Consider the following 22,081-nt stretch of genomic DNA (forward strand, 5'->3'; position numbering starts at 1 on the left):
TCCTGCATCAAAAAACCCATTCCCCGGCAGAGGAATGGGTTTTTAGCTTTTGCTCGTGCCTCAAGAAATCAGGCATTCACCACGCGGCCCCCATTCGGGTGCAGCGTCTGGCCCGAAAAGTAAGAGCCATCTTCCGAGGCCAGAAACACGTAGGCCGGCGCCACTTCCGACGGCTGCCCGGCGCGGCCCATCGGCGTGTCGCGGCCGAACACAGCCACTTTGAGCGCGCCCGCCGACGACGGAATGAACGGCGTCCAGATGGGGCCCGGCGCCACGGAGTTCACGCGGATGCCTTTGGACGCCAGCTGCAGCGCCAGCGCCCGGGTGAAGGACGTAATGGCGCCCTTCGTGGACGTGTAGTCGATCAGTTGCTCGTTGCCGGCAAAGGCATTCACCGACGACGTGTTGATGATGGAGTCGCCCTCTTTGAGGTGCTCCAGCGCGGCCCGCGTGATGCGGAAAAACGACTTGATGTTGAGCTCGAAAATGGAATCCAGCTCTTCATCCTTGATTTCGGTGAGGGAGTCGTGCCAGTTCTGCTCGGCGGCATTGTTGACCAGGATATTGAGGCCACCCAGCTCCTGCACGGTGCGGCGCACCACTTCGGCGCAGAAGGCGGGCTGCTTTAGGTCGCCGGGGAGCAGCACGCAGCGGCGGCCTTCGGCCTCCACCAGGCGCAGCACTTCCTCGGCGTCTTCCTGCTCGCGCGGCGTGTATACGATGGCAACATGGGCACCCTCGCGGGCAAAGTGCACGGCCACGGCCCGCCCGATGCCGGAGTCGCCGCCCGTAATGAGGGCTACCTTGTCGCGGAGCTTGTTGGCGCCCTGGTATCCTTCGCGGATGTACTCGGGCTGGGGCGTCATTTTGGATTCCAGGCCCGGCTGCTCACTCTGGTGCTGGGGCGGAAAAAGGGATGGTTTATCGGACATCTGAAGGGGATAGACAGAAGAATATGAGTTGCTGTCTAACGTCGGCACAGGCCATGCAGTTATGGCTCAGCTTCTGCTGCCGTAACCTGCTTCCGCCGTGGTGCCCTACCGCCGGCCAGCTGCCTAATGCATATTCCCGCCGCCGGCCATGCCCGAAGCTGCCGCGCCCTCCGTATCTTTGGCAATTAGCGGCCCCGGCCGCGTGCTGTTACGCAATTATTTTTATACCTTAACTGTGGCTCTGCAGACGGCCTTACCAGCCCCTGCTGTTGAGGAGCCGGTTTTGTGAACCATACGGGCTGAATATCGGTTTTTACCTATTATGTAGCTATCGTACCCCCACTTTCAACATCTCCACACGCCGTTCGGCAATAATATCACCACATACCACGCATGGGCAAATCGCAGGCAACCTTCGGCAAGAAGGAAAATGAGAAGAAGCGGCTGAAGAAGCGCAACGAGAAAGCAGAGAAGAAAGAAGAGCGCCAGGCCAACGCCAAGAAGGGCCAGGGCCTGGATGAAATGCTCGCCTACGTAGACGAGAACGGCAACATCACGTCGACGCCGCCGGATCCGACCAAGAAGAAAAAGGAAATCAAGGTAGAGGATATCCGCATTGGTGCCATGCGCCAGGAGGATATGGAAGAAGAAGATCCGATCCGCAAGGGCCAGGTTACGTTCTTCAACGACTCCAAGGGCTACGGCTTCATCAAGGACTCTGTAACACAGCAGAGCATCTTCGTGCACGCCAACGGCCTGTCGAGCGGTACCACCATCAAGGAAAACGATAAAGTAAGCTTCGAGGTGGAAATGGGTCCCAAAGGCCCAAGCGCCTTCAACGTGAAGCTGGGCGGCGAATAAGCCTTCGGTTTTCGACTATGCGCAAGCGGCCGCAGCTCCTCGGGAGTTGCGGCCGCTTGGCATTTTGGGCGTTCGGTACGCGGCAAGCCGGTTTCAGGAGCGCGGGCGTAGCTGGTAGCTGATGGATGCCTGCACCGACTGGCTACGCAGGTCGCCGCTGTAGCCCGGCGTGCGCGGGTCCTGGCGCTGCAGCGGCAGCAGGCCGGCCGTGTCCCGTAGCCCGATACCAAATCCCGACGGTAGCTGCACGCCCAGACCGGCGCACACGCCTACATCGAACCGGCGGTACCGGTCAGTGGCTTCGCGGTCGATGTTGGCATAGAAGTTTCCGGCCAGGGTGCCGTAGAACTCGGTGCCCACTTCCCGCGAAGCCAGCTGCAGGCTGGCCTGGGGCCCGCCTTCCACGTAGAAGCTGCCGAAGCGGGCGCGCAGCAGCACGGGCAGCTGCAGATAGCTCTGGCTGAGACGGTAGCCAGCGGCGTAGGTGGGATCAGCAAAGATGCTCTCCTGCAGGTGCAGCTGGGTGCGCTGGCGGCTGAACTGCAGCTCCGGCACCACCGAGAAGCGCGTACCCATCTGGTGCTCGTAGAATACGCCCACCTGATAACCGGCTTTCGCGTCGGCGCTGGCCCGCTGGCCCTGCTGTGGGGTTTTAATGGCCATCGTGGTAGTGTTGGCGCCGGCGCGCACACCCAGTTGGGCGTGGGCGCTGCCGGCCAGCAGCAGCAGGGCGCTTAGTAGCAGTTTCGGATTCATGTCTAACAAGGAATACAGTGGAACATACTTCTCTCTACCAGAACACCGAATCTGCTTGCATATTGCATAGTGCGCTGACGACACATCTCTACACACCAGCACAGGAGCTACGAGGGCAGCCTATTTTCCAGCACTCCGCAACTGGTAGCTGATGGACGCTTGTACCGTTTGGCTGCGTCGGTTGATGGTGAAACCGGGAGCCGACGACTCTTTGGAGTTGAGTGGCAGTAGACTGGACGTGCCTCGTAGCCCAATGCCGAAACCCGCTGGCAGCTGCATGCCTAGGCCGGCGCATAAGCCCACATCGAAACGGCGGTAGTTGTTAGTGGCGGTGCGGTCGAAATTCTGCTGGGAAGAGCTGGGATTGTAGGAACTGGTTATTACTGTGGTGCCGGCTTCGTGGGAAGCCAGCTGCAGGCTGGCCTGAGGGCCGCCTTCCAGGTAGAAGTTGCCAAAACGGGCGCGCAGCAGAACGGGCAGGTGCAGGTAGCTTTGGCTGAGACGCGAATCGGTAGAGTATGTCGTCACGCCTGCAAAGCCATTCCACGACTCCACCGAGTGCAACTGGGTGCGCTGGCGGCTGAACTGCAGCTCCGGCACCACCGAGAAGCGCGGGCCTAGCTTGTGCTCGTAGAATACGCCCACCTGAAAGCCGGTTTTGGCGTCGGCGCTGGCTTGCTGGCTTTGTTGAAGGGTTCTGGTGGCAATAGTGGTAGTGTTGGCCCCGACGCGCACACCTAGTTGGGCGTGGGCGCTGACGGCCAGCAGCAGCAGGCCGCTTAGGGCTGTTAGTTTCTGATGCATGGTAGCAAGAAAATAAGAAGAAGGGATAGTGTCTTCTACCAGAGCCCCGGAGGTAGCGCCTGGGTTGCATGGCACCGCCGTGAAATAGTCGGCGCGCAATCTGGTGGGGGAAACGGTCTGGCGCAGATTGCTTTCTTTGGCCTGCAAACCTTCCCTTTCAGCGGCTTATGTTTCTGCGTTACGTGCTTTTGTGGATGATGCTGGCGTTGGGCGCGAGCCGGCAGGTGGCGGCGCAGGCGTCCTACCTCACCCGCATCCCCGACCCCAAAACGCTGGGCCAGACCTACGTCAGTGACCCCGACCGCCTGCTGCAGCCCGCCACCGTGCGCGACCTGAACGAGCTGCTACGGGCCCTCGACCAAAGCCGCCGCGCCCACATCGACGTGGCGCTGACCCGCAGCATTGGCGAGGAAGTGCCCAAGACGGCCGCCACGGCCCTGTTCAACCGCTGGCAGATTGGGGACCGGGAGCTGCGCAACGGCTTATTGCTGCTGATAGTGGAAGATCAGCGCCGGGTGGAAATCGAAACCGGCTACGGCCTCGAAGCCGACCTGCCCGACATTCTGTGCTTCCGCGTGCAGCAGCGCTACATGGTGCCCTACCTGCGCCAGGGCCAGTACGATGCCGCCGTGCGCCAGGGCGTGGCCGCCCTGATCCGGCAGCTCACCACCGGCCGCCTGGAGCCCGCCGACTCGCTGGCCACCGCCTCTACGGACGATGCCCTGGCCCTGACCGACGACCCGGCCGCCCCCGAAACTGCCATTTACGCCAGCTCCGAGCCTGGCTACCCCACCGCCTGGAGCACGGGCGAGGCCATCGGCGTGGGGCTGGGGCTGGTGTTTCTGCTGGTGACGGGCGGGCTGCTGCTGTTCAACCTCAAGCCCACAGCCGGCTTCCGCTGGGGGCTGGGGCTGGCCGTGGCGGCGTTGGTAGGGCTGTGGTTTTGCACCTTGCTGCTGGACCTGGCGGTGCCGGCCGGCGTATTGGTGGCGTTGTGCTACGCGGTGCCGCTGCTGGGCGCGCACGTCTACCTGTGGCAGGTGCAGCAGCGTATGGCGGCCATGGCCGGCCAGAGCCGCCACGCCCGCTACGTATTTCTCAGCGAAGCCCTGCACGGCCTGGGGATGCTGCGCTACGTGTTTCCGCTGGGGCTGGTGTGGATGTGGCCCCGGCAGCAGCGCCACCTGGCCGCCCTCCGCGACGAGCCCTACGCCTGCCCCTCCTGCGCCCACCCCATGCACCGCCTCGACGAAACCCAGGACGACGCCACCCTGCAGCCCGGCCAGGTAGCCGAGGAGCGGGTAGCCTCCGTGGACTACGACGCCTGGCAGTGCCCGGCCTGCCAGCAGCAGCTGCTGCTGCCCTACGCCAACCTCGCCACCGACGCCAAGGCCTGCATCATGTGCCGCTACCACACCGCCCAGCCCCAGCCCGACGAGGTAATGGAAGAAGCCACTACGTCGCATGGCGGCTGGGGGTGGCACGTATGGCACTGCGCCTTCTGCCAGCACACCCAGCGCACCAAGTACACCACCGCGCGCCTGTCGTCGTCGGGTAGCTCGTCGGGGTCTTCGGGGTCGTCGTCGGGGGGCTCCTGGTCGAGCAGCAGCGGCGGTAGCTCGGGCGGCGGCGGGGCTGGCAGCAGTTGGTAGCGGGCGGCTTTGCGGTGGCTTATGAGGCGTTTTCAGGTGGGGCGGCAAAGTCGTATGTTGCACCGCTTTACGGGGCGGCCTGGTGCCGCCCGTGCTTTATTGTGCTATGCTTCCTTTATTCCGGCGCGGCCTGCTCAGTGGCCTGTTGTTTTTCCTGCTTCTTTCCGCGGCCCTGGCCCAAACGGCCCCGCCCGATCCAGAGCTGAATGCCTTCTACGATCAGCTCAACGCCTACCGCACCGGCCGCTACCAGCCCCTGCCCGATCTGCAGGCTCTGCGGCTGCCCTCCACGTTTTCGGGGGCCGAGCTGAAGGCGCTGCGGTTGCAGGACCGCCACATTGTGCGCATTGATCTGGTGTACACGGCCTTCCGGCTCAACCCCGCCTTCAACCAGCGCCAGCTCAACCTGAGCCGCATCCGCAACCTGGCTGCCGCCGTGCCGGGGCTGCTGCAGGATGAGTCGGTGACGTGGACGCTGGTGGAGCAGACCGGCTGCAACAGCCCCGCCGAGTGCCAGCCGTTTTTCCACGGCTTTGTGGTGTACGTGGCCCCGCACGCCACCGCCGCCACCAGCCGCGCCGACCTCGACAGCCTCACGCGCAAGCTGCGCCTGCTGGAGAAGAAGCGCCCCAAAATCAGCAAGAAAACCCAGGGCAAAAAGGTGGCCTGCAACCTGCCCGCCGGCCGCTTCACCAACCGCCAGATGGCCCGCAGCCTGCGCCGCCTCTACAAGTGCCCGCAACGGGAGGCGCAGGTGGTGAAGTTCCAGCTGACCGTGGCCGCCGACGGCACCATCCGGACGGTGCAGGTGCTGCCCACCGCCCGGCCCGTGTGCGTGGCGGAGCTGGAAGCAGCCATCCGCAAAAGCGTGGCCTTCACCTCCGGCTTTCCTATCGACCGGAAGATGTTCGGCTTCACGGCCAAGGGCATTATCCGGTTGCCGCTGGGGCCACTGCAGCTGCTGGGCGAGGCCGATATGGGCTTCACCAGCTTCGCCCTGCCCGATTCCTCGGCCCGGCTGTACCGGGTGGCGCTGAAAAAGAAGAACAAGCAGCACAAGAACGACTACTGCGAAGCGCGTATCACCAAGAAAGGCGAGCTGCTGGCCGCCGCCGATACCGCCGCCACCGAGGAACTGCCCCTGCCCGCCGATGCCAACGTGGTCAGCCGCGTGATGCAGCGCCACCCCGAGTGGAGCAAGGAAGTGGTGGTGACCGACGTGACGGGCAGCATGTTCCCCTACACCTACGACCTGCTGGCTTGGCTGCAGCTCAGCGCCCTCGAAGACGAGAAAACCTTCGTGTTCTTCAACGACGGCAACGACCAGCCCGACAAAGACAAGCGCCTGGGCAAAACCGGCGGCCTCTACCACGTGAAAACCGACAGCTACGAAGCCATCAAAAACAAGCTTATCGAAACCATGAAGGCCGGCGGCGGCGGCGACGCGCCTGAAAACGACGCCGAAGCCCTGCTCTACGCCCAAAAGCTGGCCGCCGCCCCCGACTCGGCCGAGCTGATCCTGCTGGCCGACAACTACACCTTCCCCCGCGACGCCAAGCTGCTCAAAAACACCACCGCCCACGTCCGCATCATCCTCTGCGGCGTCCGCGACTACATCAACCCCAAATACCTCGCCCTGGCCCGCAAGCACGGCTTCAGCCTCCACACCATCGAGGGCGACATCGAGAACCTAAGCAAGCTGCTGGAAGGCGAAACCATCACCATCCAGGGCCAGCAGTACCAAGTGACCAAGGACGGATTTAAATTGGTGCAGAAGACGTGAGCGAGCCAATAACCAATGTATAGCAGCTGATGAAGCTTCGATTTTTACTGCTCCTGTTTTGCTTTGCTTCATGCTCGCAGCAGGATGATTTCGCCACAGCTTTTGCGAAATGCAAGGCAAACAACAAATTAGCTACCCTTAATGATTCGGACGCTAATTTACTGGCACAAGGCGCGGTGTATGATTGTATAAAAGGAGCAAATGGCCCTGCTATCACTGCCACTTCTATTGACAATACAGTCATAAATACTACAGCTAATAATGACCAAGCAGTAGCTCTGTATTATTGGTCAATTCCGCTACCCAACGCTCCAGAACACCATTCTGAATCAGTTTATAGGAATATAGAGGCCATAAATATTCTATCTGAGAAGTATAAAGGCCGCGTTAAATTCGTTGGATTTTCGCCTAACAACTCCAACTCGGTGAAAGCCTTTATCCTTCAACATCCTTTCAATTTTCCACAAGTGGCAAACGCAGATTCTTTATGGGCCCCACTATTTAGCGAGCCAGTTGGCGGCCCACCCATTGGTGGACCTTTTATTCTATTTATAAATACGGATGGCAAAGTCACCTATGCATTTTCAGGAACCTACACTAATGCAGCAACAACGATAGAGAGATACAAGCCGGTGTTAGAGGCCTGTTTAACCAATAGCGTTTATAGTGACTGAACGCAAAAGCGGCTGCAACTCCTGGGAGCTGCAGCCGCTTTGGTTTCTAGCGTAAGCGCCGGAATTACATATGAATCGCGCGGTTTTCGGTAGCCGCCAAGCAGGCTTCCTTCATGGCTTCGGCGTAGGTGGGGTGGGCGTGGCTCATGCGGGCTACGTCCTCGGCGGAGGCGCGGAACTCCATGGCCGTTACGGCTTCGGCAATGAGGTCGGCAATGCGGGGGCCAATCATGTGCACGCCCAGGATTTCGTCGGTTTCCTTGTCGGCCAGCACTTTCACGAAGCCGTCGAGGTCCATGGAGGCGCGGGCGCGGCCGGAGGCACGGAACGGGAACGAGCCGGTTTTGTAGGCTTTGCCCTGCTCCTTCAGCTGCTCCTCGGTGTAGCCCACTCCCGCCACTTCGGGCCAGGTGTACACCACGCCGGGAATGAGCAGGTAGTTGATGTGCGGCTTCTGGCCAGCAATGGTTTCGGCCACAAACACGCCTTCTTCCTCGGCCTTGTGGGCCAGCATCGCGCCGCGCACCACGTCGCCGATGGCGTAGATGCCGGGCACGGAGGTTTGCAGGTGCTCATCTACTTTGATGCGGCCGCGCTCTTCCATCTGCACGCCGGCGGCTTCCAGGTTCAGGCCCGCGGTGTAGGGCGCGCGGCCCACGGCCACCAGGCAGTAGTCGCCCTCAAACTTCACTTCCTCGCCCTTGGGGTTGGTGGCGGTTACCGTCACGGTGTCGCCCTCGCGAGTAGCGCCGGTTACCTTGTGGCTCAGGAAGAACTCGATGCCGATTTTGCCCAGGATGCGCTTGAGCTCTTTGCCAAGGCCGCGGTCCATGGTCGGAATCAGCGAGTCCATGAACTCCACCACCGACACTTTCGCGCCGAGGCGGGCGTACACCGACGCCATTTCCAGCCCGATTACGCCGCCGCCAATCACAATCATGTGCTTGGGCACTTCGCGAATGTTCAGGGCCTCGGTGCTGGTGATGATGCGCTCTTTGTCCTGGCTGATGAAGGGCAGCACGGTGGGCTTGGAGCCGGTAGCAATGATGACGTTCTTCGTCTCAATCTGCTGGGCCTCACCGCCGGCCGTGGGCGCAATGCTGATGTGGTTCTTATCGACAAACGACCCAACGCCGTGGATGACGTCGATTTTGTTTTTCTTCATCAGGAACTGAATCCCGTCGGTATTGGCCTTCACCACCCCGTTTTTGCGGTCGATGAGCTGGTTCATATTGATCTGCAGGTCGCTCAGCTCAATGCCGTGCTCCTTGAAGGTGTGCGCGGCGTTGTGGTAGTGCTCGGTGCTGTCGAGCAGGGCCTTGCTGGGAATGCAGCCCACGTTGAGGCAGGTGCCGCCCAGGGTGTCGTACTTCTCGATGAGGGCAGTTTTGAGGCCCAACTGGGAGCAGCGGATGGCCGCCACATAGCCGCCGGGCCCGGAGCCGATGACGGTAACGTCGTATTGGTTCATGCTAGGGTAAATTCGGTGAGAATCAACTGGGGCGAAGGTACGGAAGGGGAGTTTGGGATGCAGGGAAATTGTGCGGCACCCCCGCCCCGCCCCCATCACCCCAACGCAAAAGAGCCCCTTCCCCACGCGTGAGAAAGGAGCTCTTTTGCGTCGCCGCCGTTCGGACGACCCGTAGCGCGAACTTTGCAGTTCGCGCCCCCGCGCCGTTGCAACGATTGTCGTTCGGAGGCGCGAACTACAAAGTTCGCGCTACTGTGCGCCAGGACCTACGCGGCCAGCTGCCCTACCTGGGCCCGTAGCACCTCCCGGGCAATGCCCAGGTTGGTGGTTTCGGAGGCCACCACCAGATAAATAAACCGGCGGCCGTCGGGCGTGAGCTGCAGCAGGTGCAGCTGGCTGGACAGCGTAATCAGGATGTCGCCCAGCTGCTCGTCGGGCGAGAGCTGCAGCGCGGCCATGGCCTGCCGCTTGAGCTTCACCACCTGGGCGTTGAACGCGGCCCCCGTGGCCGGGTCGATGGCGGTGGTGGGGGCGTGGGCGGCCAAGCTGGCGCCCGAGGCCACCTCCACCACGGCCACGGCCAGCAGCTCGGGCAAGGCCGCCCGCACCTGAGCTACTACCTGTTCCGCAAGCGGGTCGGGAGGGGGCGGCAGCTCAGCGCGCTCAACCCGACGGGGCGCTTTTCTACGGTAGTTTTTGGGTTTCACGCAGGCAGGGTACTACAAACAAATGACGCCGGAAGGCCTAAAACTGCCACCAATGGCGCTTTTTCTGCTGCTGCTGCTGGGGCAGCAGCGTTACGTTGGAAGTGGTGCTTTTCTGCACGGTCAGCTCCTCATCCTGGTAGCCGCCGTAGCCATACTTGAGCGTGGCGGTACCGGCTGGCACCTGCATCAGGTACTCGCCGTCGGCGTTGGTCGATACGCCGTGGCGGCTGCCGGGGTGCAGCACGGTGGCGCCCACCAGCGGCGCGCCATTCTCGTCCAGAATCCGGCCGCGCACCGTCATGGTGCGGGAAGCCATCAGCGAGGCCGAGGCGGAGGTGGTGGCGGCTTCGGCCGTTGTAGCCGCTTCGGTTGGGGCGGCGGCCGTTTCGGTGGGCAGGTTGTCGGCTACGGGCGTGCGCTCGGTGGGCAGGTGGGTGCCAGCAAATACCATGGTGCCGAGCAGGGCCGCCGAGGCTACCAGCGTGGTGGCCCGCCGCCGGAAGCGCACGGGCTCGGCCCGGATATGCTGGATTTGCTTTTGCACCCAGGTAGGCGCCGCCACGGCTTCTGCCGCGTGGAGCTCCTGCCAGCGGGTTAGGGTTTCATGGGCCTGGTCGTCGTCGCGGCCCAGGTAGCTTTCCACGGCCTGGGCCGAGGACCGGCTCAGGTCGCCGTTGAGGTAGGCGTCGCGGTACACGGGCAGCAGCTCGCCGGTTTGCGGATCGAAAGGAGAAGCAGTCAGTTTCATACGCGTAAGAAGGATAAAGTGAGAAAAAACGAACGACGCTGTCTTTCCCCTGAGCTAGCCTTCGCAGGAGCGGATGACGGCGCGGGCAATGCCCAGATTAGTGTCGCGGCAATCGACGGCCACGTACAGGAAGCGGCCGTTGGGCAGCAGCCGCATCAGGTGCAACTGCTGGCGGAGCGTTATCAGAATTTCCTCCAGCTGTTCGTCGGCGGGCAGGCCCAGTGCCTGCAGGGCCCGCAGCTGCTGGCGCACTACTTCGGAGTTGAAAGCCAGCACCTTCGGAAGCTGAAACTCGCGGGAGGTGGCGTAGGTGGCCAGCGCCTGACCCGACTCGATGGTAACCACGGCGGCGGCCAGCACTTCGGGCAGGCCAGCCAGCACCTGCTGCAGCTGCGCGGCGGCGGCCGTGGCAGGCGGGCCGGCATCGGCGGGCACCACCTTGCCCAGGGCCGGGCCAGCCAGGGCCTGGAGGCGTTGAAGAAACGGAATCTGCATGGGAGCCGATAAAACGGGCCGGCCTCCGGTGAAGCGCCGGGGCCGCCGCCCGGCGGGCGGCGGCGCGGTGGGCTGGGTGGGTTAGTTGAGCTGGTTGGCGTGGCTGCGCAGCACGTCGCGGGCAATGGCCAGGTTGGTATCGCGGGAATTCACTACCAGATAGATAAACTTCGAGCCGTTGTCGTTCAGCCGGATCAGGTGCAGCTGGTTGGTGAGCGAGATAAGAATATCCTGAATAGACTCTCCCTGCAGCTTCAAGGCCGACATAGCCTTCTGCTTCTGCTTCACTACTTCCGTGTTGTAGGCGGCGGCGGTGTCGGGGTTGAGGGCCGGCGAGTTGGAGTGCGAGGCCAGGCTCATGCCCGAATTGACGTCCACTACGGCAATGGCCACCAAGCCCGGCAAATCGGTGATGACGTCCTGGACTACTTTGCCTGCGGGGTTGTTGACTGAATACGCCATGGTACTAAGAGGGGGAGGATAAGAAAGAAGAGAAAAGCCGGCTGCCCGCCGGCCGGGTCAGCTACTCCACAAACTTCCTCTATTGTACCGCCTGAAAAAATGACGTCTCTTAGCTCTGAAAATGATTTTAATTAAATTTTTCCCACGTTTATAAGCCTGGGAATCATTATGAGAATATTTTAGTACAATTTAATTAAATATCAATAAACTGCAATACCCACTTACTCCGCAGCAGCTTTCAGCCGCCAGATTTTCTGAAAACTGCCCAAGGCCCAGCCACGTGGCCGGCCCTAGCTGTGCGGCGCGCACATTTTCTGCAGGCGTGGCAAATCCAGCACGATGATGCGGCTGCCCTGGGTGGCAATAATGCCTTCTTCGCGCAGCTCCGACAGCAGGCGGCTGGCGGTTTCCTTGGCCGTACTGGTAATGGCCGCCAGGTCGTCGCGCGAGATAGGAATGCTGAATTGGTCGGGGGTTTCCGGGCGGAAGAAGTTGTAGAGCAGCAGCAGGGCTTCGGCCAGCCGCTCACGCACGGGCTTGTAGGCGGTATGCAGCATCTGCTGCTGGGTTTCGCTCAGCACCTCGGAGAGCCGCCGCAGCAGCGCGTGCGAAAACTGGGAGTTTTGCTCCAGCAGGCTGTAGAAGTCGGGGCGGGGCACCAGGCACACCACGCAGTCGGTGAGGGCCACGGCGGTGGCCTCGTAGCTGCCGCCGGTACAGAGCGGCTGAAACCCGAGCACGTCGCCTTCCTTGCGCAAACTCAGGATCTGCTCTTTGCCGTCGCTGCTCAGCTTGGACATCTTCACCCGGCCCTGATGAATGCAGTACAGCCCGGCCGGCCGGTTGCCTTCCTGAAAAATGATCTGGCCGCGCTGGTATTGCTGCGACATTTTGCTGCCTGAAATCAGGCTCAGCTCACTCAGCTGGCACGTGCCCAGCAACGACCGGCTCACACAGCGGCAGTCCTGGCAATTGCGGGGGGCGGAAGAAGCTAGCAGAACCATATGCGTATAGGTTGATGCATTGACATAAAGTAGGTTGTACCTGCCGCAGCCGCTGTGCGTACCGCGCGGCCGTTCGCCGCCCCAGCAGGCACCCTATATGCTGGCGGCGCCTTGCTTAGAGCGGCAGCACATACCTACAAAAATACAAATATTAAATGTTGAGCTTATTCATTCAACAGCTTTTTTTACGAATCATTAACCCCCACTTACAAGCTCTTTACGCAATTCACCTGCTTCCTGTTCGCCTTCCACACCACCCTTGTTTTCCATAAATAAGACAATTATAAAGCACTCAACCCGAAAACGCGCTTCTACGCCTACGGAACGACTCAAACTCTTCCTGTTTTGAGAACCAGCCGGCCAGGACCAGCGTGCAGGAACCGGCAAACAGGCGTAGGTTTGTGCCCTTCTTCAGCTGCCCCATGCCTACTCGTCCCCGTCCTTTGGTTTTAGTTGCGCTGCTGGCGCTGTACCTGATCTGGGGCTCCACCTACCTAGCCACGAAGGTGGCGCTGGGGGCTTGGCCACCGTTTCTGCTGTCGGCGTCGCGGTTTCTGCTGGCGGGTGCGCTGCAGTACGGAGCCATGCGGCTGAGTGGAGCCGCCGCGCCCAGCCGCCAGGAATGGGGCCGGGCCGCCGTGGTGGGCTTCTGCCTGCCGCTGTTTGGTAACGGGGCCACGGTTTTCGCGCAGCAATACATTCCGTCGGGAATGGCGGCGCTGCTGGTGGCCACGGTGCCCATGTTTCTGGTGCTGCTGGGCTGGGCCACCGGCCTCACGGCGCGCCCGACGGGCAAGGTGCTGCTGGGGCTGGCCCTGGGGTTGGGCGGGCTGGGGCTGCTGATGAGCCAGCGCAGCGCGGCGCCGGTGCTGATGCCGGGCCACCCCGGCATTGGGGTGGCGGCGGTGCTGCTGGCGGCCTTCATGTGGTCGGTGGGCTCGTTGTATTCCAAGAAGAAGCCCATTGCCGGCTCGCCGTTTCTGGGCGTGGGCATGCAGATGCTGTGCGGCGGCGGGTTTCTGCTGGTGGCGGGGCTGCTGCACGGCGAGGCCGCGGCCTACGACCTGAGCGCCGTGCCGCTGAAAGCCTGGGGCGCGTTTGCCTACCTAGTGGTGGGAGGCTCGTTTGTGGCGTTTTCGGCCTACATCTGGCTGCTGCGGGTGGTGGAGCCGGCCCTGGCGGGCACCTACGCCTTCGTGAACCCCGTGGTGGCGGTGCTGCTGGGCTGGCTGTTTGCGGGCGAAACCCTGAACGCCGGCATGCTGGGCGGCGCGGCCCTGATTGTGGCAGCCGTGGCCCTGGTAGTGCTGGGCGGCCGGCCGCCGAAAGTGAAGGAGGTTCAGGAGGCGTAGGGTGGAACCCGTGGGCTACGGAGCAGTATTCCAGACATACGCCGGTTGAATGGCGTAGAGACGCCATAGTTGGCTTCGTACGCCACTGCGTGCTGCATCCGCCACGGCGTTTACCGTTACTTTCGGCTATGTCCCGACTTTCCTGCTTTACCGGCTTCCTGCTCGGCCTCGGCTTTCTTGCTGCCTGCCAGATGACCAAATCCACTTCCTCCCCTACCGCCGGCGCGCCGGCTGCGGCGCCGGCCGCGCCCGTGTGGCAGTCGGCGGCCTACACCGTCTACCGCGACTCGCTGGTGCAGGGCCGCTTCACGGCGCGGGCTCTGTCGCGCCAAGTGCTGACGAGCAACTACCAGAGCCCGGCCAACGCCTTCCAGAGCCCGCAGGTTAGCTTCAAGTTCAGTATCAACGGCAAGGACAACGAAATGCCGCCCGGCCAGGACCATCTGTTTCTGGCGCTGCCAGCCGCCGGGGGCGCGGCCCTCGAAACGCCGGTTATCGTGTTCGGGCAGCAGTCGGTGGATAAGCGGCCGGTGCCGGCCAACCAGTACCTGGCGCCCAACACACCGCTCACCATCCGGCTGGATCTGCGGCCCATGCTGGCTGCGTTCAAGAAGCAGGGCTACTACACGCTCTACAATGGGCAGAAGCTCTATCAGGCCGATTTCAAGCACGTCTTCTTGGCCGGCAACACCGCGCCGCTGAGCTGGGACTTCGACAACCTGATCAACAAGCCGCCGCTGGAGCTGAAAGACCCCGACGGCAACGGCATCTACGAAACCACGGTGGTGCTCAACGCCCACTCCGACCAGAAAAGCACCGCCGCCCGCTGGCAGGCCACGCTCGACGTATCGGCGCTGCCGCAGCTTACTTCCGATTTTCCGCTGCTCGATGCGCTGTATAACATGGCGCTGGAAGAAGCTAAGCGCGCCGTGGAGCCCGACGGCACGTTCCGTACCGGCCAGGAGTGGGCTGGCGTCTGGACCCGCGACATCAGCTACAGCATCATCTTGAGCCAAGCGCTGCTGCAGCCGGAAGCCGCCAAAACCAGCCTTCTGCGTAAGGTGACGCCCGAAGGCCGCATCATTCAGGATACGGGCACCGGTGGCGCCTACCCGGTTTCCACCGACCGGATTATCTGGGCCACGGCGGCCTGGGAAATCTACCTCAGCACCGGCGACGAGGCGTGGCTGCGGCAGGTGTACCCTATCATCCGGCGCACCATCGAAGACGACGAGCAGGTGGCGTATGATGCGCAAACCAGCCTCGTGCGCGGCGAATCGTCGTTTCTGGACTGGCGCGAGCAGACTTACCCCAAATGGATGCAGCCCGCTGACATCTACCAGAGCGAAAACCTGGGCACCAACGCTGCGCACTACCAAGGCAACATCGTGCTGGGCCTGATGGCTGAAAAGCTGGGCGAAACCGCCGTAGCGCGCGACGCGCAGGCTCGCGCGGCCCGCATCAGGCAGGGCATCAACCAGCACCTGTGGCTGGAGGACAAAGGCTACTACGGCCAGTTTCGCTACGGCCGCGTGCATCAGCAGGTGTCGCCGAAGGCGGAGGCGCTGGGCGAGACGCTAGCGGTGCTGTTTGGGATGGCTGAAGGCAGCCGCGCCAGCACCGTGGTGGCCCGCACGCCCGTTATGGACTACGGCGTGCCGTGCATCTACCCGCAGATTTCCGGCATCCCGCCCTACCACAACAACGCCGTGTGGCCCTTCGTGCAGAGCTATTGGGGACTGGCGGCGGCCAAAGTCGGCAACGAAACGGCTTTCCTGGAGAGCCTGATGGCCGTGGCCCGGCCTGCGGCGCTGTTTCTCACCAACAAGGAAAACTTCGTGGCCAGCAACGGCGACTTCGCCGGCACCCAAATCAACAGCAGCAACATGCTCTGGAGTCTCTCGGGTGCGCTGGGGCTGGTGTACAAGGGGCTGTTCGGCATGGATTTCCAGCCCAGTCAGCTCACGTTCCGGCCGTTTGTGCCGCAGGCGCTGGCGGGCACCCGCCGGCTCAGCAACTTCCGCTACCGGGGCGCCGTGCTGGATATCGAAATGACCGGTTTCGGCCAAGGCATCCAGCGGATTACGCTGGATGGCCAGCCACTGCCCGAAGCCACGCTTCCGGCCACGCTCACCGGCGCGCACACCGTCCGGATTGAGCTAGCCAATACGCCGCCGCCGGCCTCGTCGCAGAACAAAGTAGCGCACCACGTAGCCCCGCCCACGCCGGCCGTGCGCTACACAGCCGGCACCCTGGCCTGGCCCGCCGTGGAGGGCGCCCGCGCCTACCAAGTGCTGCGCAACGGTCAGTTTGCCGCCCGCACCACCGAAACCTCCTACCCCGTGCCCGCAGGCCAGCCGTTCAGCGAGTACCAGGTGGTAGCCATCGACGCCCAGGGTTTTGAAAGTTTCGCTAGTGAGCCGGTGTTACCGGAGGCTGCCCGCTACACGCAGGTGGTGGAAATTGAGGCGGCCGCGCCCCAATCAACCAAAGCGTACAAGGGGTATCAGGGAAAAGGCTTTGTGGAAATCAGCAAGACGATGAACCGCCGCCTTGCAGTGCCGGTATCGGTGCCGGCGGCGGGCGTCTACGCGCTTGATTTTCGCTACGCCAACGGCAACGGCCCCATTAACACCAGCAACAAGTGCGCTATTCGCACGCTGCGCCTCGGGACGCAATTGCTGGGCACGGTGGTACTACCGCAGCGTGGCGTGGATGAGTGGTCGAACTGGGGGTACTCCAACCCCCTTATGGTGCGGTTGCCTCGTGGCAAGTCGGTACTGACCCTAACCTTGGACCCGGCCAACGAAAACATGAACGGTGCCGTGAACGAAGCAATTTTGGACCAGTTGCGCCTGATTCGCGTCCAATAATGTCCCAGATAGGGATAAAACATCCTATAAATATAACACAAGAAGGAAAAGATAAAATTTTCTCCGTTACATAGCGAATGCCACGTAACCTGCGTAAATTCGCTACGTAGTTGGAAGCCCACCCTGTCATCCTCCTTTGTCTATGCAAACCTCTGCCCCGCTCCACGACATTCAGACCGAAGGCGACATCAAGACGCTCGTTGACACGCTGTGCCACAAGGCTACGCAGGACACGCTACTTGGTGCCAGCTTTGGAGCCGCTGCCCGCATTCACTGGCCCCACTACCTCACGTCGCAGTACCGCTATTGGAGCAGCACGCTGCTGGGCCAGGGCGTTACCGAAGGCGAGCCCCTGCCGGAGCAGGTAGCCCTGCCCCGCAGCGGCGCACACGTAGAGCACTGGCTGAACCTGTTTTCTTCCACCGTAGAAGAGTATTTCACCGGTTCCAAAGCCGAGGAAGCCAAGCAGTTGGCCCGCCAGATGGCCACCCGCCTCAGCGCCTCCCGCACCCGCGAGCTGCCGGTCGACTAGCATCACAGATTTACCGGATTTCGGTGACGGAGCTGATCCGAAAAACCGGAAGCAGAATAGATGATAACATACAACACAAAAAGGGGCTTGCCGACCGGCAAGCCCCTTTTTGTGTTTAATCGTCACCGAAATCCGAAAAATCCGGCTAATCTGCAAAATCCGCGATACTAGACGCCCAGCAGCAAGCGGGTTGGGTCTTCGAGCAGTTCTTTCACCCGCACCAGGAACGACACCGACTCGCGGCCGTCGATGATGCGGTGGTCGTAGCTCAGGGCGAGGTACATCATGGGGCGAATCACCACCTGGCCGTTTTCGGCAATCGGGCGCTGCACGATGTTGTGCATACCCAGGATGGCCGACTGCGGGGCGTTGATGATGGGGGTGCTCATCATAGAGCCGAACACGCCGCCGTTGGTGATGGTGAACGTACCGCCGGTCATCTGCTCGATGGTGAGCTTGTTGTCGCGGGCCAGCGTGGCGAGGCGCACGATTTCCTTCTCAATGCCATCAAACGACAGCTCCTCAGCGTTCCGGATTACCGGCACCACCAGCCCTTTGGGGGCCGATACGGCAATGCTGATGTCGCAGAAGTCGTTGTATACGATGTCGGTGCCATCAATCTGGGCATTCACGGCGGGCCACTCTTTCAGCGCCACGCACACGGCCTTGGTGAAGAACGACATGAAGCCGAGGCCCACGCTGTGCTTCTCCTTGAACTTGTCTTTGAACTTGTTACGCAGGTCCATGATGGGCTGCATGTTCACCTCGTTGAAGGTGGTGAGCATGGCCGTTTCATTTTTAACCGATACCAAGCGGCGGGCGACAGTCTTGCGCAGGTTGCTCATCCGCTCACGGCGCACGTTGCGGTTGCCGCTGGCAGCCGGAGCCGCCTGGGGTGCCGCAGCCGGTTTGGCGGCAGCGGGAGCAGCGGCCGGAGCCGGAGCAGCAGGCTTGGCCTGGGCGTTCTGGGCATCTTCTTTCGTGATGCGGCCGTCGCGGCCCGAGCCCTGCACGTCGGCGGGGTTGATGCCTTTCTCACCGAGGATTTTGCCGGCCGCCGGCGAAGGCGTGCCGGTAGCGTAGCTGGTGGTTGCCGAAGCAGCCGGAGCCGCGGCGGCCGGAGCAGTCTGGGCAGCGGCTGGTGCAGCGGCGGGAGCCGAAGCCGGAGCAGCAGCACCGCTGCCGCCTTCGATGCGGGCAATGGTAGCACCGATACCGATAGTTTCGCCTTCCTTGGCGGCGTGGCGCAGGATGCCGGTGCCTTCGGCGGGCAGCTCAAACGTGGCCTTGTCCGATTCCAGCTCGGCAATGATTTCGTCGCGCTGCACCTGGGCGCCGTCTTCCTTCAGCCACTTGGCCACGGTTACTTCCGTGATGGATTCGCCCACGGCCGGAATAGTCATTTCCACGGTAGCACCACCGCCGTTGCCGGCGGGAGCCGCAGCCGGAGCGGCGGCACCGCCGGCAGGCTGGCCGCCGTAGCCGGCCTGGTCGCTGGCGGTGGGGTTCTGCTCGCCCTGGCTTACCGGGTCGGCAGCGGGAGCGGCGGGGGCGCTGGCAGCCGGAGCCGCAGCGGCCGGCGCGGCAGCCGCACCGGCACCGTCGATTTCGGCAATGGTGGTGCCGATACCGATGGTTTCGCCCTCGGCAACGCGGATTTTCAGCACGCCGTCGGCCTCGGCGGGCAGCTCGAACGTAGCTTTATCGGATTCCAGCTCGGCCAGAATCTCGTCGCGCTTAACGGTGTCACCGTCGGCTTTCAGCCACTTGGCAATGGTTACTTCGGTGATAGACTCGCCGACGGCGGGGATTTTAATTTCCAGACCCATAAGTGGGAGTTTTGAAGGGTTTCGGTGGGGAATGTCGGGGAAGTTGTCGTTCCGACGCAGGAGGAATCTGGGTGAAGCCTTTGTCCGTTTTCACTCAAATTCCTCGCGCTGCTCGGAATGACCCAGGACTAGTCCTGCTTCTTAGCTACTTCGGCGGTGGCTTTGATGTTGTCGTCGGCCACGGCTTCCTTGGGCTTGTCGAAGGCGCGGGCCACGAGGTCCTTCTGCTCCTTCACGTGCACCTTGTTGTAGCCGGTAGCCGGCGAGGCCGAGGGCTTGCGCGAAATCACGTCTTCCAGCTCGCGGCGCATGAAGCGCAGCAGGTAGTTCCAGTAGCCCATGTTCTCGGGCTCTTCCTGCACCCAGTACACCTTGGCTTTGGGGTACTTGGCCAGCTCGGCGTCGAGCTGCTTTTTGGGGAAGGGATGCAGTTGCTCCAGGCGCACAATGGCCACGTCGGTGCGGCCCGACTGCTGCTGCTCGTCCAAGAGGTCGAAGTACACTTTGCCCGAGCACAGCAGCACGCGCTTCACCTTCTTGGCGTCGGCGTACACGTCGCCGAGCACCTCGCGGAAGTGGCCGGAGGTGAACTCCTCCACCGGCGACACGCACAGCGGGTGGCGCAGCATCGACTTCGGCGACATCACCACCAGCGGCTTGCGGAACTCCCAGTTTAGCTGGCGGCGCAGCGCGTGGAAGAAGTTGGCCGGCGTGGTCATGTTGGCCACGATGATGTTGTTTTCGGCGGCCAACTGCAGGAACCGCTCGGGGCGGGCGTTGGAGTGCTCGGGACCTTGGCCTTCGTAGCCGTGGGGCAGCTGCAGCACCACGCCGTTCATGCGCTGCCACTTGCTTTCCGACGACACGATGAACTGGTCAATCATGGTCTGGGCGCCGTTGGCGAAGTCGCCAAACTGGGCTTCCCAGATTACCAGGGCCGTGGGGTTGGCCATGGCGTAGCCGAATTCAAAGCCCAGCACCGCGTACTCGCTCAGCAGCGAGTTGTAGATGCTCAGCTTCTCCTGGCCTTCGCCAATGTAGTTGAGCGAGTTGTACGGGGCCGAGGTTTCGGCGTCGTGCAACACGGCGTGGCGGTGCGAGAACGTGCCGCGCTGCACGTCCTGGCCACTCACGCGCACAATGTGCTTCTCGTCGAGCAGGGAGCCGTAGGCCAGCAGCTCGCCGGCAGCCCAGTTCAGCACGCGCGTCTCGAAGAACATCTTCTTGCGCTCCTCCATCAGCTTTTCAATCTGCTTCAGGGGGCGGAAGCCTTCGGGCAGCGTGGTCAGGGCCTTGCCTACTTTGGCTACCACTTCCTCGCTGATACCCGTTTCCGGCGACTTCTCGAAGTCCTCGGGCTTGCTGCGGCGCAGGGTGCGCCACTCGTTTTCGAGGGGCTGGTAGTTGTAGGGCAGCGGCTTCTGCTTCACCATGTCCAGGCGGGCCTGCAGGGTGTCGCGGAACTCCTTGTCCATCTGCTGGGCCAGCTGCGCATCCACGTCGCCGCGCTGCACCAGCATGGCGTTGTACACCTCGCGGGGGTTCTGGTGCTTGCTGATGAGGTTGTAGAGCGTAGGCTGCGTGAACTTGGGCTCGTCCGACTCGTTGTGGCCGTGGCGGCGGTAGCACACCATATCAATGAAGATATCGGCGTGGAACTGCTGGCGGTACTCGGTGGCGAGGCGCACGGCAAACACCACGGCCTCGGGGTCGTCGCCGTTCACGTGCAGCACCGGCGCGTCGATGATCTTGGCGAGGTCGGTGCTGTAAATCGAAGAGCGGGCGTCCTCGAAATCGGTGGTGAAGCCCACCTGGTTGTTAATCACGAAGTGCAGCGTGCCGCCGGTGCGGTAGCCTTCCAGCAACGACATCTGGGTCAGCTCATAGCCGATGCCCTGGCCGGCCAAAGCTGCGTCGCCATGGATGAGGATGGGCAGAATCTGGTGGTAGTCGCCGCCGTACTGGTGCTCAATTTTGGCGCGCACGAAGCCTTCCACCACGGGGTTCACCGCCTCCAGGTGGGACGGGTTAGGGGCCAGCTTCAGGTTCACCTTCTGGCCGCCCTCAGCTTCCACCTCCGATGAGTAGCCCATGTGGTACTTCACGTCGCCGTCGCCCATGGTCAGGTCCGGTACGGCAGTGCCCTCGAATTCCGAGAAGATCTGCTCGTAGGTTTTGCCCATGATGTTGGCCAGCACGTTCAGACGGCCGCGGTGGGCCATGCCAATCATCACCTCCCGTACGCCCAGCTCCGAAGCCTTATTAATAATAGCGTCGAGAGCCGGGATGGTCGATTCGCCGCCTTCCAGCGAGAAGCGCTTCTGGCCCAGGAACTTCGTGTGCAGGAAGTTCTCGAATACCACGGCCTCGTTCAGCTTCTTGAGGATACGCTTTTTGTACTCCACGCCGGGGTTGAAGCTCAGCGAGTCCTTCTCCACTTTCTCGCGGAACCAGTCGAGCACCTGCGGGTCGCGGATGTACATGTACTCGAAGCCGATGGTGCGGGTGTACACCTTTTGCAGGGCGGCCACAATCTCGCGCAGCGTGGCTTCTGAGCCCAGGCCCAGCACTTCGCCGTTCTTGAACTTGGTGTCGAGGTCGGCGTCGCTCAGGCCGAAATCGGCAATGTTGAGGCGGGCCTTTCGGTCCTTCCGCTCGCGCACCGGGTTGGTTTTGGCCACCAAATGGCCGCGGCTGCGGTAGGCGTGAATGAGGTTACGCACCTGCGTTTCCTTGTCGGCCGCCACCGTGTCCACGGCCCGGACGGCGCCGGCCTGGTTGGTGCTGGCCGAGGTGGTCAGCACGCCTTCGCCATCGGCCTGCGGCATCCCGTCCTCGGGGTACTGCTGGGCGAAGTCGAAGCCTTCAAAGAATTTCTGCCAGCTCGCATCCACCGACTGCGGGTCGGCCTTGTAAGACTGGTACAGGTTGTCGAGGTAGTCGCCGTGGGCGTTGGCGATATAAGAGTTGGCGTCCATGCGGTGGGAGCTGGTGGTGTCAGGGGGTAAAGGTAAATAGCCTGATCAGGAAGTAAAAACCGATATGCGCATGTACAAATAAACCTGTTAATCAACCATATAATTACACCTGCGTTTCTTACACAGGTACCGATGTCCAATCTATCAAATAAATACAAAAGCCGCTCC

General features: G+C 62.1%; 18 protein-coding genes. 7 read left to right on the forward strand and 11 right to left on the reverse strand.

Annotated features, from left to right (window positions below; translation table 11 throughout):
- Positions 1–68: 68 nt before the first annotated feature.
- The gene (locus O9Z63_RS15450; RefSeq protein WP_269558893.1) at positions 69–932 is read right to left on the reverse strand and encodes an SDR family oxidoreductase; all 864 of its coding nucleotides are present in this window, start codon (positions 930–932) and stop codon (positions 69–71) included.
- Between the two features lie 393 nt (positions 933–1,325).
- Here O9Z63_RS15450 and O9Z63_RS15455 point away from each other — a divergent pair, with 393 nt between their 5' ends.
- A complete protein-coding gene (locus O9Z63_RS15455; protein WP_270126194.1) occupies positions 1,326–1,793 on the forward strand; it encodes a cold-shock protein in 468 nt (155 codons plus the stop codon).
- 93 nt (positions 1,794–1,886) lie between these two features.
- On the opposite strand, the gene O9Z63_RS15460 is transcribed toward O9Z63_RS15455, so the two are convergent.
- On the reverse strand, positions 1,887–2,549 hold the full coding sequence (locus O9Z63_RS15460; RefSeq protein ID WP_270126195.1) for a porin family protein: 663 nt from the start codon (positions 2,547–2,549) through the stop codon (positions 1,887–1,889).
- A 120-nt stretch (positions 2,550–2,669) separates the two neighbouring features.
- Positions 2,670–3,353, reverse strand: a complete 684-nt coding sequence (locus O9Z63_RS15465; protein ID WP_270126196.1) for a porin family protein — start codon at positions 3,351–3,353, stop codon at positions 2,670–2,672.
- Positions 3,354–3,520: 167 nt separating this feature from the next.
- On the opposite strand from O9Z63_RS15465, the gene O9Z63_RS15470 reads away from it, so the two are divergent.
- The 3 genes from O9Z63_RS15470 to O9Z63_RS15480 all read left to right on the forward strand — a co-directional run bounded on the left by O9Z63_RS15470 (position 3,521) and on the right by O9Z63_RS15480 (position 7,462).
- Entirely contained in the window at positions 3,521–5,005 is a 1,485-nt protein-coding gene (locus O9Z63_RS15470) for a TPM domain-containing protein (RefSeq protein WP_270126197.1), read from the forward strand.
- A 106-nt stretch (positions 5,006–5,111) separates the two neighbouring features.
- A complete protein-coding gene (locus tag O9Z63_RS15475; RefSeq protein ID WP_270126199.1) occupies positions 5,112–6,788 on the forward strand; it encodes a hypothetical protein in 1,677 nt (558 codons plus the stop codon).
- A gap of 29 nt (positions 6,789–6,817) precedes the next feature.
- A complete protein-coding gene (locus O9Z63_RS15480; protein WP_270126200.1) occupies positions 6,818–7,462 on the forward strand; it encodes a peroxiredoxin family protein in 645 nt (214 codons plus the stop codon).
- A 64-nt stretch (positions 7,463–7,526) separates the two neighbouring features.
- Here O9Z63_RS15480 and lpdA read toward each other — a convergent pair whose 3' ends face one another.
- The 6 genes from lpdA to O9Z63_RS15510 form a co-directional block, all read right to left on the reverse strand.
- On the reverse strand, positions 7,527–8,933 hold the full coding sequence (gene lpdA / locus O9Z63_RS15485; protein WP_270126201.1) for a dihydrolipoyl dehydrogenase: 1,407 nt from the start codon (positions 8,931–8,933) through the stop codon (positions 7,527–7,529).
- A 266-nt stretch (positions 8,934–9,199) separates the two neighbouring features.
- Positions 9,200–9,640 (reverse strand): hypothetical protein, encoded by a 441-nt coding sequence (locus O9Z63_RS15490; protein ID WP_270126202.1) that lies wholly within the window; start codon positions 9,638–9,640, stop codon positions 9,200–9,202.
- A 37-nt stretch (positions 9,641–9,677) separates the two neighbouring features.
- Positions 9,678–10,388: a carboxypeptidase-like regulatory domain-containing protein gene (locus O9Z63_RS15495; protein ID WP_270126203.1), complete on the reverse strand. Its 711-nt coding sequence runs from the start codon at positions 10,386–10,388 to the stop codon at positions 9,678–9,680.
- A gap of 54 nt (positions 10,389–10,442) precedes the next feature.
- The gene (locus O9Z63_RS15500) at positions 10,443–10,883 is read right to left on the reverse strand and encodes a hypothetical protein (protein WP_270126204.1); all 441 of its coding nucleotides are present in this window, start codon (positions 10,881–10,883) and stop codon (positions 10,443–10,445) included.
- Between the two features lie 81 nt (positions 10,884–10,964).
- Complete coding sequence (locus tag O9Z63_RS15505) at positions 10,965–11,345, reverse strand: hypothetical protein (protein WP_270126206.1); 381 nt, start codon at positions 11,343–11,345, stop codon at positions 10,965–10,967.
- Positions 11,346–11,635: 290 nt separating this feature from the next.
- On the reverse strand, positions 11,636–12,349 hold the full coding sequence (locus tag O9Z63_RS15510) for a Crp/Fnr family transcriptional regulator (protein ID WP_270126207.1): 714 nt from the start codon (positions 12,347–12,349) through the stop codon (positions 11,636–11,638).
- 422 nt (positions 12,350–12,771) lie between these two features.
- On the opposite strand from O9Z63_RS15510, the gene O9Z63_RS15515 reads away from it, so the two are divergent.
- From O9Z63_RS15515 to O9Z63_RS15525, 3 genes are all read left to right on the forward strand, one after another.
- Positions 12,772–13,701, forward strand: coding sequence for an EamA family transporter (locus tag O9Z63_RS15515; RefSeq protein ID WP_270126208.1), 930 nt, complete (start codon positions 12,772–12,774; stop codon positions 13,699–13,701).
- 128 nt (positions 13,702–13,829) lie between these two features.
- Positions 13,830–16,574 carry an alpha-L-rhamnosidase-related protein gene (locus O9Z63_RS15520; RefSeq protein WP_270126209.1) on the forward strand — a complete coding sequence of 915 codons (2,745 nt, stop codon included), beginning with the start codon at positions 13,830–13,832 and terminating at the stop codon, positions 16,572–16,574.
- 142 nt (positions 16,575–16,716) lie between these two features.
- Positions 16,717–17,106 (forward strand): group III truncated hemoglobin, encoded by a 390-nt coding sequence (locus O9Z63_RS15525; RefSeq protein WP_270126211.1) that lies wholly within the window; start codon positions 16,717–16,719, stop codon positions 17,104–17,106.
- 167 nt (positions 17,107–17,273) lie between these two features.
- Here the strand turns inward: O9Z63_RS15525 and odhB are convergent, their stop codons facing one another.
- Both odhB and O9Z63_RS15535 read right to left on the reverse strand, forming a co-directional pair.
- On the reverse strand, positions 17,274–18,935 hold the full coding sequence (gene odhB, locus O9Z63_RS15530; RefSeq protein WP_270126212.1) for a 2-oxoglutarate dehydrogenase complex dihydrolipoyllysine-residue succinyltransferase: 1,662 nt from the start codon (positions 18,933–18,935) through the stop codon (positions 17,274–17,276).
- Positions 18,936–19,063: 128 nt separating this feature from the next.
- Positions 19,064–21,913, reverse strand: coding sequence for a 2-oxoglutarate dehydrogenase E1 component (locus O9Z63_RS15535; RefSeq protein ID WP_270126214.1), 2,850 nt, complete (start codon positions 21,911–21,913; stop codon positions 19,064–19,066).
- Positions 21,914–22,081 lie beyond the last annotated feature (168 nt).

Source organism: Hymenobacter yonginensis (genome assembly GCF_027625995.1).
In the GTDB taxonomy this organism is placed as follows: domain Bacteria; phylum Bacteroidota; class Bacteroidia; order Cytophagales; family Hymenobacteraceae; genus Hymenobacter; species Hymenobacter yonginensis.

Bases quoted from the DNA above. Each gene is read 5' to 3' on its own strand.
- O9Z63_RS15450 (WP_269558893.1), bottom strand. From the start codon at position 932: ATGTCCGATAAACCATCCCTTTTTCCGCCCCAGCACCAGAGTGAGCAG.
- O9Z63_RS15465 (WP_270126196.1), bottom strand. From the start codon at position 3,353: ATGCATCAGAAACTAACAGCCCTAAGCGGCCTGCTGCTGCTGGCCGTC.
- O9Z63_RS15470 (WP_270126197.1), top strand. From the start codon at position 3,521: ATGTTTCTGCGTTACGTGCTTTTGTGGATGATGCTGGCGTTGGGCGCG.
- O9Z63_RS15510 (WP_270126207.1), bottom strand. From the start codon at position 12,349: ATGGTTCTGCTAGCTTCTTCCGCCCCCCGCAATTGCCAGGACTGCCGC.
- O9Z63_RS15455 (WP_270126194.1), top strand. From the start codon at position 1,326: ATGGGCAAATCGCAGGCAACCTTCGGCAAGAAGGAAAATGAGAAGAAG.
- O9Z63_RS15525 (WP_270126211.1), top strand. From the start codon at position 16,717: ATGCAAACCTCTGCCCCGCTCCACGACATTCAGACCGAAGGCGACATC.
- O9Z63_RS15520 (WP_270126209.1), top strand. From the start codon at position 13,830: ATGTCCCGACTTTCCTGCTTTACCGGCTTCCTGCTCGGCCTCGGCTTT.
- O9Z63_RS15515 (WP_270126208.1), top strand. From the start codon at position 12,772: ATGCCTACTCGTCCCCGTCCTTTGGTTTTAGTTGCGCTGCTGGCGCTG.
- O9Z63_RS15505 (WP_270126206.1), bottom strand. From the start codon at position 11,345: ATGGCGTATTCAGTCAACAACCCCGCAGGCAAAGTAGTCCAGGACGTC.
- lpdA (WP_270126201.1), bottom strand. From the start codon at position 8,933: ATGAACCAATACGACGTTACCGTCATCGGCTCCGGGCCCGGCGGCTAT.
- O9Z63_RS15480 (WP_270126200.1), top strand. From the start codon at position 6,818: ATGAAGCTTCGATTTTTACTGCTCCTGTTTTGCTTTGCTTCATGCTCG.
- odhB (WP_270126212.1), bottom strand. From the start codon at position 18,935: ATGGGTCTGGAAATTAAAATCCCCGCCGTCGGCGAGTCTATCACCGAA.
- O9Z63_RS15500 (WP_270126204.1), bottom strand. From the start codon at position 10,883: ATGCAGATTCCGTTTCTTCAACGCCTCCAGGCCCTGGCTGGCCCGGCC.
- O9Z63_RS15495 (WP_270126203.1), bottom strand. From the start codon at position 10,388: ATGAAACTGACTGCTTCTCCTTTCGATCCGCAAACCGGCGAGCTGCTG.
- O9Z63_RS15535 (WP_270126214.1), bottom strand. From the start codon at position 21,913: ATGGACGCCAACTCTTATATCGCCAACGCCCACGGCGACTACCTCGAC.
- O9Z63_RS15460 (WP_270126195.1), bottom strand. From the start codon at position 2,549: ATGAATCCGAAACTGCTACTAAGCGCCCTGCTGCTGCTGGCCGGCAGC.
- O9Z63_RS15475 (WP_270126199.1), top strand. From the start codon at position 5,112: ATGCTTCCTTTATTCCGGCGCGGCCTGCTCAGTGGCCTGTTGTTTTTC.